Below are 12,252 nucleotides of genomic sequence, written 5' to 3' on the forward strand. Positions count from 1 at the left end.
GGTGTCCAGAGTTATGCAGCCACTGACCGAAGTCCAGCCCGTCGACGGCAGACATCCGTACGACTATTTCTACCGCCCCGGCATGCCGCTGCGCCCACCGCCGACCCGTGCGGTCGCCTCGGAACTCTGGTTCGAGCCGCGCAAAGCCATGCTGTCACCGTGGCTCGATGTGCGCCTGGAACCCGTGGAGACTCCGCGCACTCGGCTTATGGCCGACCACCTGTGGCAGGGCGACGAGCTCATGGACGAGGTGGTCGCGGCCTTCCGGCGACTCGGCACCGCCGGCGGCCGGCGCATGCTGACCCAGGCGCTCGCCCATGGCATCGACAGCGTGGACGATCCGCCCGCGGAGCTGGTGAATCTCTTTGCGCGCATAGACAATCCGCCGGATTGGTACGACCCCGAGCTGTGGGAGTACGGCCGCCGACTGTGGATCAATGTGTCCACGGCCGGGAAGATGGCCATGGGCGTACAGGATTTCATGGGGACCTTCGTCGGTGCCGAGGTCGCCTCGGCAGTGGGGGAGACGGGGCGTTTCGTCAAGGACCCCTATCGCCGGAATCTCGAATCCGCCGTCTGGTTCGGCAGTGTCACCGCACCCGGCGCCCTAGAGCGCACTTCGCCGATTCTGCACGACACCGTGCGGGTGCGGCTCATGCATGCGCAGGTCCGCGCCATGCTGCGCCGGCGCTGGGGTGACGATCATTTCGCGCTGCACGGGAATCCCATCTCCAATGCCACCACCATGGGCGCGGCCGTCACCTTCGGGCTGACGCCGATCTGCTTCGACCATGTGCACGGGCGGCGGTGCAGTACCAGGCAACTCGATGCGGTGATGCACTACTGGGCATATATCGCCTACTGCTTCGGTGTGGCCGAGGAACTGATTCCGCGGTCGGCCGCCGAGGGAATGGAGATGGTGGACTATATGGTCGCCACCGCCGGGGTCGCTCCGGAACGGACGGCGAATATGGCCGGTGCCGCAACCCGCGGGTTCAGTCCGGCCACCCTGCTGGGGCGCGTCCAAATCGCGGCTACCGCACCGGCATTGGGTATGTTCGCGTACTACAGCAGTCAACCGCTGATCAGGGCGCTGCTGGCAGATACGCCGCTGCGTGCGGTTCCGTTGCAGCCCTGGTCCGCGGCGACCGGCATGGTCACCACGGCCGCCGTGCGGTTACGCGCACTGGATGATCATCTGCCTGGTGCCCGCCGCCGCATGATCCGTCGCGCCGAAGTCGTGGACCCGTTCTGGGACCGCAATATTCGAGTCGCTCGCTTCCTGGCCGCACGGGTGGGGATCAAGGGCACGCCGTTCGACCATCACGATGTCTCTGCGGAGGGGACGCCGCAGTGTCCGGTGTGAACCGCGGCCTCAGCCGGAGCCGCCCGCGATGCTCAGATAGATGACCATCGCGGTGAACAGGAACCACCCGGCGCCTTGCCAGATCGTCCACGGCCGCGCTGCCCGCCACTCCTGGAAGGTGATGACGAACGCGCCGAGACCGCCCAGCAGCAGCACAATGGCGGGACCCAGGGCGACGGCAAGACGCGCGGCGGAATCGCACATCAGGGAGTCGGCATTGAGGCACTGCGGTCGTGCGGCGGCCCACACCAGAGCCAGCGCGACCACCACGGCCGTGAGGGCCAGGACCGCCACCACATAGCGCGCGGCACGCCGCAGCGTCGGCGGATCGTTCCAGCTTTTGCCGACGTCGTCGACCATGCCCGCACCTCCTCGCCGCAGCCCGCTCGAACACTCGTCACCCACAAACATAGGCCCCGCGCCGAATACGCCTACGGTGTCCGCTCGGCTCAGCGCGCCTCGTCCGCGAGCCCGAGGCCCAGCACGGCAGCCAGCGCCCGCTCGGGGCCGGGAAGCGCGGCCAGAATCAGGCACGCGAGGGTGAAGGCGGGCAGAACGTGGACCAGGTGCGGCATCGAACGATGCTGTCACGCGGCCGGAGTGCTCACCAGCTGTTTTCCGCGGCGGGCAGCGCGAAGTCCTGGCCGCCGACGTAACTGGTGCGGCCGGACGCGGTATCGGCGGTTGTCGCATCGGCGACCGCGGTCGCGAATTCTTCGACTGTCGGCAAGGCGCCCTGCTCGCGGCGAGCGGTCACGGCATCGGGATCACGGCGTTCGAGCAGTCGCACGATAATCGTGCCGTCGATCATGTCACCGGAGACGACCGTGAAACCGATTCCGCGACTGTCGAATTCGGGGATCATCTCGCGCAGCGCAGCTTCTCCGGCGCGTTTGCTCGCGGCGATCGGCTCATAGCCGGCGGGTACCGGGCGGGTGGCGGAGAAGTGCGCCTGATGGCTGGTGACGAAGACGATGCGCCCGCCCGCGGGTAGGTGTTCGAGTGCGAGGCGCACCAACCGGGTCTGCGCATCGCGATTGAGCCGCATGGCGTACTCCGGTGCGGCAGCACGCTCCAGCCCGCCGGAGGCATTGAGCACCAGCACATCCAGCCGCCCGAACTCTTCGATCACGGAATCGATGAGCCCTCGCGCACTGTCCGGGTCGGCGATATCCGCGCCCGCCACCGAGGCGCTGCCGCCGGCCGCGGCGATATCCGCCGCGATCACCTCCGCGCGCTTGCGTTTCTCCCGATAGTTGACGACCACATGGTCCCCGCGTGCCGCGAGCACCCGTGCGGTCTCCGCGCCGATACCACGAGATGCGCCGGTAACCAACACGATTCGCTGCATACCCAGTCCTTCCAGCCCCCGACGAACGCTTCTTATTCAGAACCAATATGGTGGTTCGAAATGAGAAGCGCAAGGCAACTCGCGGTGGGCAAGAGCCGCGCCCAGCACTCGGCAGCACCCTTGCTCGCCGCCATGGACCTACTCGGACAGCGCTGGATGCTGCGCGTGATCTGGGAACTGGAGCCCGGCCCGCTCGGCTTCCTGGAACTGCGCCGGCGCATGGGAAATTGCTCGTCGAGCATGCTGTCGGTGCGCATGCAGCGGCTGCAGGAGGTGGGCGTGGTGGTCAAGAAACCGGACAAGTCCTACGAATTGACCGAGGCCGGAAGCGAACTCGGGCTGGCGCTGGAACCACTGTGGCAGTGGTCGGAGCGCTGGAACCTCGAGGGTGCGACCGGGGACGACGCCTAGGGCTGGACTCAGGTCGGGTCGCTGGGACCGGTAATGCCCCGCCGGACCTCGCCCGCGCGATGCTCCACCGTCTGGAAGTCACGGGACCGCGAGGACTGCAGCTGAAAGGGCACGCTTGTCACCATGACACCCGGTTCGAAGAGCAGTCGCGCCTTGAGCCGCAGCGAACTCTGATTGTGCAGCAGGTTCTCCCACCAGCGGCCCACCACGTATTCGGGGATGAATACGCTCACCACATCGCGCGGACGGGACTTGCGCTGCCGCTTGATCTCCTCGACGACCGGGCCGGTGATCTCGCGATACGGCGACTCGATCACCTTCAGCGGGATACCCACATGATTGCGATCCCAGGCATCCGCGAGCCGGCGGGTATCCGCCTCATCGACATTGACGGTGACGGCGGTCAGCGTGTCCGGCCGGGTAGCGCGCGCGAACTGCACGGCCCGGTGGGTTGCCTTGTGCCAGCCCGAAACCAGCACCAGGGCATGCACCCGGCCGGGCAGGGTCTCCAGATCGTCCGGGTCGATATCCAATTCGGCTCGCACCGCCGTGTAGTGCCGGTGGATGAACCACATGATGGCCACCAGAATCGGCATGGCGATGACCACCAGATACGCGCCGTGGGTGAACTTGGTGACCATGACGACCACCAGCACCACACCGGTGAAGCAGGCGCCGAAGGCATTGATGGCGCGGGCCCGGTGGACCCGCAGGCGGTCCGCTTTGCTCTGCTCCGAACGCAATTCGCGGTTCCAGTGCCGCACCATGCCGATCTGGCAGAGCGTGAAGGAGGTGAACACACCCACGATGTAGAGCTGGATCAGACGCGTGGTCGACCCGTGGAACGCGTAGATCAGAATCCCGGCGACGACGGCCAGCAGGATGATGCCGTTGGAGAAGGCCAGCCGGTCACCACGGGTGTGCAGCTGCCGCGGCATATAGCGGCGTTGCGCCAGAATCGAGTTCAGCAGCGGGAAGCCGTTGTAGGCGGTGTTGGCGGCCAGCACGAGGATGAGCGCCGTCGTCACCATCAGGTAGTAGAAGGCGACGCTGTGCCCGCCGAAGACCGCCGCGGTGATCTGCGCGATAACGGTCTTCTGCGCGTCGTTGTGGCAATCGCCCGGGAAACCGATGAGATCGCAGGCGTTCTCGGTGACCTTGGTTTTGGTGATCATGGCCAGTGCGGTCACGCCGGTGAACATGACGATGGCGATGACGCCCATGGCCGTCATGGTGCGGGCCGCATTGAGCGCCTTGGGTTTCCGGAAGGCGGGCACACCGTTCGAAATGGCCTCCGCGCCGGTGAGCGCGGTACAGCCGGAGGAGAAGGCGCGTAGCAGCAGGAAGGCCAGACCGGCGGTGGAGAGCCCCACCTGCTCGGCATGGATCTGATAGTGCGCGCTCTCGGCGACCGGAGTGTGCCCCAGCAGCATCTCGCCGAAGCCGGCCACGATGAGCACGAGGACACCGAGGATGAATCCGTAGGTGGGGATGGCGAACAGCCGTCCCGACTCACGCACGCCGCGCAGGTTCATGGCGGTGAGGAAGACGATGAAGGCCAGATTGATGGCGACCCGGAACGGATTCAGATCCGGGACCGCGGAAATAATGTTGTCGACACCGGCCGAGACAGACACCGCGACCGTCATGACATAGTCCACCAACAGCGCCGCCGCCACGACCAATCCGGGCAGCGCGCCCAGATTCTCCGCCACCACTTCGTAGGAGCCGCCGCCGGACGGGTACGCCTGCACCACCTGCCGGTAGGACAGCGCCACCACCGCGAGCAGCACCACCACACCACCGGCCACCAGCGGGGTGAAATGCAGATAGCTCAGCCCGCCCAGGGTGAGAATGAGCAGGATCTCCTGGGTCGCGTAGGCCACCGACGACAGCGGATCGCTGGCGAAGATGGGCAGGGCCAGGCGTTTCGTCAGCAGTGTCTCGCCGAGTCGATCGCTGCGAAACGGTCGCCCGAGAACAAGTCGTTTGGCGACATCGATCGGTGAAACCACGGTGGCTGAGCCTAAGCGGGAAATCCGCACGAACCGGTGCGCGCGCCGTATGGATTCCGTAAAGATGCATTGAACAGCGGTGCTTCTACTTGCGAGCCCCGAGACTTGTGCAGTTGTCCGACTAACCACATACACTGTCTGGGACGTGAACCAGATTCAGGAGAGGTGACACGATGGGTGACCGGACGGTCGTCGCCGACGTTGCAGACGAGTTGGCGCGCCGCGTGGCATCCGGGCAGTACACGCCCGGTGGCCTGATGCCGTCCGTTCGACAGGTCGCGGACGAGTTCGACCTGAATCGTGCGACGGCGCAACTGATTCTGGGACGGCTGGAGTCGTACGGATTCGTGGATGCGCACCGCGGCAAGGGATTCGTGATCCGCGATGTGCGCGCCGAGGGCGGTGTGGATGTCTACCGGCGGTTGTTCCGGCTCTCCATGCCGGAGCCCGAACTGGTCGCGGACATGTTCGGCAATATTGTCGAAGAGGAGCGCGGCATCGCGCTGGAGGCCCTACTCGCGTACACCGGCAGCGATCGCGCCATCGATCCCGGTGAATTCAAGGCCGATATCGATGAGCTGGAAACCCTTGCGCGCAGCGCGGATCCGGACCCGTATCGGATGCTGCGCATCGAGCTGGGCCTGCTGCGCCGAATGCTGACCGCCCTCGGGCATGTCATGCAGCGCGCGGTCCTCAACTCCATCGGTGAGATGGTGCTCGAGGTGCCGGAGGCGGTGCAGGCGTACTTCGCGGTCTCGCCGGATCTGCATGTGCTGGTCTGGCGCGCGCTGGTGGCGGTCTGGGAATCGGACAACGGGCCGAGTGAGGCGCAGCTGGCGCTCTTCGAGGATCTGTTCGGGCTCTACCACCAGAAGGTGGTGGCGCGGTTCGAGGAGCTGGTGGGTACCGCCGGCCTCGAAGAGGAGACCGTGCACGCCGCTACGGCGTAGTCATTACGGCGCAGTGGCGGCGGCTTCGGCCGATCTTGTCTGAGACGACAGCGCAAATTGTCCGATGACGGCGTTGTCCGATGACGGCGCTGCTTGATTTGGCAGCGCTGCCTATTGCCCGATGACGGCGTTCATAATGGTGCCCGCACTGGTGGCGATGATCCCGCCGATCAACGCGCCCGCTATCTGCTTCGGCGCGGTGAGCGAGCCGCCGTTCCACTTCTCCCAGGCGAACTTGCCGCCGGCGAAGATGATGGCGAGGACCCCTGCCAGTAGTACGAACCAGGTGAAGTAACGGACCAGCCGCATCAGCTTGTCCGCCACCGGCGGTGTCTCTGGCGTGGGGTTGCCCAGCTGGGCCAAGACGTTCTGGGTGAGCAGGTGCTGGGTCAGCACTTCGTGGGCAGCAGTCAGCATCATCTTGGCGCACTTCCACGAGAGGACGGGTTCTCTATCCGGAGTACCCGCCCGGAGCCGTGTTGCGCAAGGGGAAGAATTCAGTTGCCGCACACAGGAATCAGTCGTGCAGAGGAATCAGTCGACGTCGTTGTCCGCCGAAAGGTACGCCACTGCCGCCAGATACTGCCGGCAGGCGAAGTGTTGATCGTGCACACGCAGTAGTGCGCGCGCTTTGCGATAAGTGAGACTGCGTGGTTCGTTCTCGCAGCCGTCGCCGGCGATATCGGTGTTGCGGGCGAGCATCTGTGTCATGGGATGCCTCTTGCCGAGGGGAATGGTTGCACTGAGTGTATGAGGGTGAAAGAGGCAGATGCAAGTACATCTGCACGTTCGATCACTCGTGTCGCTAGGGTTTCGTCCGTTTCGGTGTTGTTGTGGCGCCAGGGATTACGCGCCGGGCGGCCGGCGGTCGAAATGTCCACTCCGGTGGCCGCTTTCCGGTCCAGCGTTTCCTGCGGCTCCGGGGTTCGCCAGATATTGACCTGTTCGCAGGTAGCCAGCCAAATATGAAACCTACTGGTACGGAATGTCGAAATTTCTTCACAACTTCGCATCGCAACCTGGCTGAACAAGATCAAACCTGTTGTGTTGCAAAGGATATGCCCGATTTCTGCCATCGATAGCGGGCTACCCACGTGCTATCGTCGTTCTTGCGGTTGCAACTGCAAGAACATTTGGCCGAACATTTGCAAGTACTGAACCACCGTCTGCGGGCGGTACTGGCAAGGAGTCTGAAATGATGGATATTCCGGCAACCCATCTCGACATCAACCCCAACGAACTCTCTTGGCGCAAGAGCACTTTCAGCAACCCCAGCGGTAACTGCGTGGAACTCGCGAAACTGGCGAACGGCGAGGTAGCCATGCGGAACTCACGGGACCCGGAAGGATCGGTGCTGGTCTACACCCGCCCCGAGATCGAATGCTTCCTGCTGGGCGCCAAGAGTGGAGAGTTCGACGATCTGGCGTTCTGAGCGGTAGCATTGGCAATCGGCGCGGTGGTTCGCGACGTGCGGTTGTGGCCCACTGCCGGCAAATCCGAGCATCGGAGTGGACCCCATGATCGCAGAACCCGTTCCTCACGGTCGGGCGAATTCCGCTGTCGTAGACCGTGGCCCGACCGCACTGCGTATTGCAGTGGGCGGGCAGCTACGAAAGCTGAGGGAACTCAACAGCATCACCCGGGAAGCCGCGGGCGAGCATATCCGCGGTTCCCATGCCAAGATCAGTCGCCTGGAACTCGGGCGAACCGGATTCAAGGAGCGCGATATCCGGGATCTGTTGAGCCTCTATGGCGTCGACGATCCCGGTGAGCGTGAGCAATTCCTCGATCTGGTCCGCAAGGCCAATGAGCCAGGCTGGTGGCATCGCTACAGCGACCTGCTGCCGCCCTGGTTCGAGACCTATCTAGGCCTGGAATACGCGGCCAAGTCCATCAGGACCTATGAGGGCCAACTGGTTCCGGGTCTGCTACAGACATCCGATTACGCGCGCTCCATCGTCGCTCTGGGTCATGATGAGGACGGTGAGAGGCGCGTATCGCTGCGTCGGCACCGTCAGGAATTGCTGGTCCGCCCGAGCGCGCCCAGCTTCTGGGCTGTCCTCGACGAGGCGGTCCTGCATCGCCCGGTCGGCGGTGCAGCCGTTTTGCGTGAGCAGATCAATCAGCTGATCGAGATGTCGCAGCTGCCCAACATCACCATTCAGGTGTTGCCGTATGCGGCCGGAGGGCATGCGGCTGCGGGTAGCTCGTTCACCATGCTGCGATTCGCCGAGGCCGAACTGCCCGACATCGTGTATCTGGAGCAGCTGACCAGCGCCCTGTACCTGGATCGCCGGCAGGATCTGGAACTCTACCGCCAGGTCATGGATCAGCTGAGCGTCCAGGCGGAGCCGCCGGAGCGGTCCCGCAAACTTCTGGAGAAGATAGCTGCCGAGCTTTGAGCTGAGGTTCCAGCCCGCTTCGGCGGGCTGTGTAACCGGTTCGAGAGCCGGCCGGAGACAAGGCTGCGGGGCCCCCTGGAAAGGGGGCCCCGTTAGCTTGTGGCGGGTTCTTACTTCATTGCCTGATGAAGCTGGAGGCGATACGCCAGAAGGCTTCTGGCTGCATCACGTGCAGATCCCAGTCATTCACCATCGCATGCGCGGTGGCAACTATTCGCTCGATATCAAAATCGTATCGAGTCGCCGCTCCGGTCGATTCGACCTGATCAATGACGAAAGCGGTTGCAGTCTCATGTGAATATGACTGCTCCGGCTGGGTTCTTTCGGCAAACCCGAGTCGGCTGAGGTTGATCGGCTGATTCATAGAACGCCCCTGATGCCAAGCCGAGGGTTAAAACCGATGGCGCGGAATCGCCGGTGATCCACCGCTCGGCTCCCTGGTTGTCCCCTACGGTGCCTTGCACGATGAGTCTATGACCGTGCTCCGCGCAGATGCAAGTGCATCTGTAACCTCGAATATGAAGGGCCAGCAGTGATTTCGGCTTGCTAAAAGTTTGCGAGCTATCTTTTTCGGGGCAGTTTCCAGCACTCTTTCAGGCACTGGGAAAGACCGCGCTCAGAGCGTGTCATTCCCCCGTGAGCCGACCGCGGTGCTGTTTGCGCACGCGATCGCGGTCGTGTTCGGCCACCACGAGCGTGATTCCGAAACCCAGGCACAGCACACTGACCGCAGCGCCCACCAGCGCCAGCCCGGCGAAACCGTAGCCACCGATGGTCAAAGTCAGTGCCACCGAGACGATTCCGATGGCGGCAAGGGTGAGCCCTGGCGAATTGGGGAGATCCCCGGACGATTCCCCGGCATGCGACGGGGTATTCCTATCGTGATGCGGATGGCCCAGTGTGCCGGACGGGTCATCGGTGGCGGCAGGCATCATCGCCGTCCTTTCCGCCCTGCCCTTCAAGGCTGATAACAGTTGGATACCCTTCGGAGCGCACCGCCAATCCGTGCGGCCGTGCCGTGGGAAATGCTGTGATGTGGGCAAAGACACCGGCCGCTGGCCGGGCGTCGTATTGAAACGGGTTCTAGCAGTGTGTTAGGTCTGGGAGCAGTGGATTGATCGATTGACTTGGACAGGTGGACCCGTGGTGGATGTGCCGGCGTATTTCGATGTGGTGGACGGCGGGTTCGAGGCGACGCGGTTCGCGGCCAGTCAGTGGTCCTCGGCGCAGGTGGTGGGTCCCGCGATCTGCGGCCTGATGGCTAGGCAATTGGAGCTCGAGCACGCCACCGATGGTTTCGTGCCGGTGCGGCTCACCGTGGATATGTTCAGCGCGGCGCGCTTCGAGCACACCACCATGCCCACCGTGCGGGTCCGGGACGGCAGGCGGATTCGGGTCGCCGATGTGTCGGTGATGCAGGGCGGCAAAATGGCGGCGCGCGCCTCGGTGGTGCTGTTGCAGCCGTCGGAGCAGCCGCCCGGGGAGCTGTGGCAGCGGGAGTTTCAGCCGCAGCCGCCGTCGCTGGAGATCGCGCCGACCACCTCGTTGCCGCAGGTGCCGCTGTTCAACAGTGATGCGAATCCGGGCGAATGGTCGTCGGTGCCCACCGCGCACGAGAACAATGCGCGCAAACGCACCTGGCAGAACCCGATTCGGGTGGTGACGGGGGAGGAGCTCTCGCCCTTCCAGCGCGCGGCCCTGGTCGGCGAGGCGACCAGCATGATGACCAACTGGGGTGATGCGGGCATCGGCTTCATCAATACCGATATGACCCTGGCGCTGGCCCGGATGCCGGAGGGCTGGGAGATCGGCGTGGAGGCCGACAGTCACGTCAGTGATCGCGGTATGGCCGTCGGTGTCGCCACGCTGTTCGACCGCGGCGGCGCTTTCGGCAGCTGCATGGTGACCTCGGTATCCAATGCCGGGCGGCAGATCAGCAGTGCGCAACTCGACGCGGTCATGAACGCGCGCGCCTGATCGCCGAAACAGCGGCCGGGTTGCGGTGACCCGCGCAGATCGGCTGGGACCGAGACGACTTCGATCCCGCCGATCCGCCTCCGGAAGTACGCACGGCAGCGATACTCGTGGGGTGGCCTGTTACGGGTTGACCACAATGCTCGACGACTCGCCGGGTGCGGGGTGGGGTTCGGGCACGTGCGATCGTGGGAACAGGCGTTCGATATCCACATGACCGGGGATCGGGCAATTGGGATCGGCACAGACCGGTCTCGATGTGGACTCGAACAGACTACGGCGGAGTGTCGCAGGTAGGCGCCCGTCTAGGCTCGCCAAGTCCGCTGAGCTACTGATCCTGTGGGGGTGTTGTGCTCCGTTGTCTGCGAATCGTCGCTGCCGCCTTGATGATAGGCGGATTTGCGGGCGTTGCGCATGCGCAACCGCCGGTGCAGCAGCCGTCCGGTGCGCCGATATCGGGGCTGTTGCCCGCATTTCAGCAATTTGTCGAGGCTGTTGTGCCGCGGCCGCCACTGCCCGATGCGCCGGCCACGCCGCTGGTGGACGGTGGGGGCCTGACGCCGGAAGTCGCCGCCCTGCGCGCGGGGACGCTGCCCGATCCCATCGGCGATTCCTTCATCGACGACTGGCCGGTCAATCTGGACGACTTCAGTGCCGGGCAACTGATTCAGTGGCGTGACGTGACCGCGACGGCCGTGCCCGCCCTGATCACGCCGGTGTTTCAGGTGGTGCAGTTGAAGTATCGGACCACCGATGCGCACGGCGCGGCCTCCTACGCCATAGCCTCGCTGGTGATCCCGACCGGCACGTGGACCGGTCCGGGAGATCGGCCGGTAGTGGTCAATCTACTGCCCATCAATGGGCTCGGGCGCGACTGCAATCCGAGTTACACACTGGTGCACGGCTTTTCGGACGCCACGAATCTCGCGGAATACCTGCCGCCGACCACCCAGCTGTCACTGCTGCGCGGGTACGCGGTGCTCATTCCCGATCACGAGGGGCCGCGGATGGCCTATGCCGAGCCGTTCGTGGCCGGTCATGCCGTGCTGGACTCGATTCGCGCCACGCGCGTATCCATGCCGAAGCAGTTCGGGGACAGTCGATTCGGGCTGATGGGGTATTCGGGCGGGTCCATCGCGGCCAAGGGCGCGGTGAAGCTCATGTCGGAGTACGCGCCGGAGCTGGCCGATGTGGTGGTCGGTGCGGCCATGGGCGGAGTGCCCGCCGACTACGAGATTCTGTCCCGCAGCATGAACGCGAATCTGGCCTCGGGGGTGTTCTTCGCCGCCACCTTCGGCATCGGCCGGGAACGGCCGGAAATCCTGGCGCACATGAATACTCTCGCGCAGTGGGTGGCGGTCGGATACAAGAATCAGTGCATGTCCGCCTTCGGGCTACCCGGCGTGCTGCAACTGCCGCTGGATGTCGCCGCCGATTTCCCCGATCCGCTGCACAGTCCGCTGGCACAGGACGTCTACCGCATCACGCGCATGGACGGGCGGAAATCGCCTGTGCCGCTGTACATCTACAACGGTGAGCAGGAGTTCTGGGTGCCCTCGGAGGGTGCGAAGAACCTCTACAAAGAACAGTGCGCCCTCGGGGTGCGCGCGGTGTATCGCAGTGTGTTCGGCGAGCACATCACCGCCGCGTTCACCGGCTTCCCGGAGTCCATGCTGTGGCTCGATGCGCGATTGCGGGGAGAGCCCGCGCCCAACGAATGCTGAATGCGCTCAGCGCATTCCAGAAATGAAGCTGCCCCCGGCCGATGTGGCCGGGGGCAGCT

The 12,252-nt window shown here is 64.5% G+C and carries 15 protein-coding genes; 7 read left to right on the forward strand and 8 right to left on the reverse strand.

What is annotated here, in order from left to right:
- Positions 1-13: 13 nt before the first annotated feature.
- Complete coding sequence (locus tag JWN03_RS28545) at positions 14-1,366, forward strand: oxygenase MpaB family protein (RefSeq protein ID WP_297621541.1); 1,353 nt, start codon at positions 14-16, stop codon at positions 1,364-1,366.
- A gap of 9 nt (positions 1,367-1,375) precedes the next feature.
- Here JWN03_RS28545 and JWN03_RS28550 read toward each other — a convergent pair whose 3' ends face one another.
- The 3 genes from JWN03_RS28550 to JWN03_RS28560 all read right to left on the reverse strand — a co-directional run bounded on the left by JWN03_RS28550 (position 1,376) and on the right by JWN03_RS28560 (position 2,717).
- Positions 1,376-1,726, reverse strand: a complete 351-nt coding sequence (locus tag JWN03_RS28550; protein WP_297621543.1) for a hypothetical protein — start codon at positions 1,724-1,726, stop codon at positions 1,376-1,378.
- 89 nt (positions 1,727-1,815) lie between these two features.
- Positions 1,816-1,941, reverse strand: a complete 126-nt coding sequence (locus JWN03_RS28555; RefSeq protein WP_297621544.1) for a hypothetical protein — start codon at positions 1,939-1,941, stop codon at positions 1,816-1,818.
- 29 nt (positions 1,942-1,970) lie between these two features.
- Complete coding sequence (locus JWN03_RS28560) at positions 1,971-2,717, reverse strand: SDR family oxidoreductase (RefSeq protein ID WP_297621546.1); 747 nt, start codon at positions 2,715-2,717, stop codon at positions 1,971-1,973.
- A 60-nt stretch (positions 2,718-2,777) separates the two neighbouring features.
- Here JWN03_RS28560 and JWN03_RS28565 point away from each other — a divergent pair, with 60 nt between their 5' ends.
- On the forward strand, positions 2,778-3,128 hold the full coding sequence (locus JWN03_RS28565) for a winged helix-turn-helix transcriptional regulator (RefSeq protein ID WP_297621548.1): 351 nt from the start codon (positions 2,778-2,780) through the stop codon (positions 3,126-3,128).
- Positions 3,129-3,136: 8 nt separating this feature from the next.
- Here the strand turns inward: JWN03_RS28565 and JWN03_RS28570 are convergent, their stop codons facing one another.
- The gene (locus JWN03_RS28570; protein ID WP_297621550.1) at positions 3,137-5,143 is read right to left on the reverse strand and encodes an APC family permease; all 2,007 of its coding nucleotides are present in this window, start codon (positions 5,141-5,143) and stop codon (positions 3,137-3,139) included.
- 173 nt (positions 5,144-5,316) lie between these two features.
- On the opposite strand from JWN03_RS28570, the gene JWN03_RS28575 reads away from it, so the two are divergent.
- Complete coding sequence (locus JWN03_RS28575) at positions 5,317-6,093, forward strand: GntR family transcriptional regulator (RefSeq protein ID WP_297621552.1); 777 nt, start codon at positions 5,317-5,319, stop codon at positions 6,091-6,093.
- A gap of 111 nt (positions 6,094-6,204) precedes the next feature.
- Here JWN03_RS28575 and JWN03_RS28580 read toward each other — a convergent pair whose 3' ends face one another.
- Together JWN03_RS28580 and JWN03_RS28585 are read right to left on the reverse strand one after the other, a co-directional pair.
- Positions 6,205-6,513 carry a hypothetical protein gene (locus JWN03_RS28580; protein WP_297621554.1) on the reverse strand — a complete coding sequence of 103 codons (309 nt, stop codon included), beginning with the start codon at positions 6,511-6,513 and terminating at the stop codon, positions 6,205-6,207.
- Positions 6,514-6,627: 114 nt separating this feature from the next.
- Positions 6,628-6,804: a hypothetical protein gene (locus JWN03_RS28585; RefSeq protein WP_297621556.1), complete on the reverse strand. Its 177-nt coding sequence runs from the start codon at positions 6,802-6,804 to the stop codon at positions 6,628-6,630.
- A gap of 484 nt (positions 6,805-7,288) precedes the next feature.
- On the opposite strand from JWN03_RS28585, the gene JWN03_RS28590 reads away from it, so the two are divergent.
- Positions 7,289-7,525, forward strand: coding sequence for a DUF397 domain-containing protein (locus tag JWN03_RS28590; protein WP_297621558.1), 237 nt, complete (start codon positions 7,289-7,291; stop codon positions 7,523-7,525).
- Between the two features lie 85 nt (positions 7,526-7,610).
- Positions 7,611-8,495 carry a helix-turn-helix domain-containing protein gene (locus JWN03_RS28595; protein ID WP_297621560.1) on the forward strand — a complete coding sequence of 295 codons (885 nt, stop codon included), beginning with the start codon at positions 7,611-7,613 and terminating at the stop codon, positions 8,493-8,495.
- A 115-nt stretch (positions 8,496-8,610) separates the two neighbouring features.
- Here the strand turns inward: JWN03_RS28595 and JWN03_RS28600 are convergent, their stop codons facing one another.
- Both JWN03_RS28600 and JWN03_RS28605 read right to left on the reverse strand, forming a co-directional pair.
- Positions 8,611-8,859, reverse strand: a complete 249-nt coding sequence (locus tag JWN03_RS28600; protein ID WP_297621562.1) for a hypothetical protein — start codon at positions 8,857-8,859, stop codon at positions 8,611-8,613.
- 262 nt (positions 8,860-9,121) lie between these two features.
- On the reverse strand, positions 9,122-9,427 hold the full coding sequence (locus JWN03_RS28605; RefSeq protein WP_297621564.1) for a hypothetical protein: 306 nt from the start codon (positions 9,425-9,427) through the stop codon (positions 9,122-9,124).
- Between the two features lie 211 nt (positions 9,428-9,638).
- Between JWN03_RS28605 and JWN03_RS28610 the strand changes: the two genes are divergently transcribed.
- Together JWN03_RS28610 and JWN03_RS28615 are read left to right on the forward strand one after the other, a co-directional pair.
- The gene (locus JWN03_RS28610) at positions 9,639-10,472 is read left to right on the forward strand and encodes an acyl-CoA thioesterase domain-containing protein (RefSeq protein WP_297621567.1); all 834 of its coding nucleotides are present in this window, start codon (positions 9,639-9,641) and stop codon (positions 10,470-10,472) included.
- Between the two features lie 425 nt (positions 10,473-10,897).
- Positions 10,898-12,193 (forward strand): lipase family protein, encoded by a 1,296-nt coding sequence (locus JWN03_RS28615; RefSeq protein ID WP_297621569.1) that lies wholly within the window; start codon positions 10,898-10,900, stop codon positions 12,191-12,193.
- The last annotated feature ends 59 nt before the right edge of the window (positions 12,194-12,252 follow it).

This window comes from Nocardia sp. (genome assembly GCF_025465275.1).
In the GTDB taxonomy this organism is placed as follows: Bacteria; Actinomycetota; Actinomycetes; order Mycobacteriales; family Mycobacteriaceae; genus Nocardia.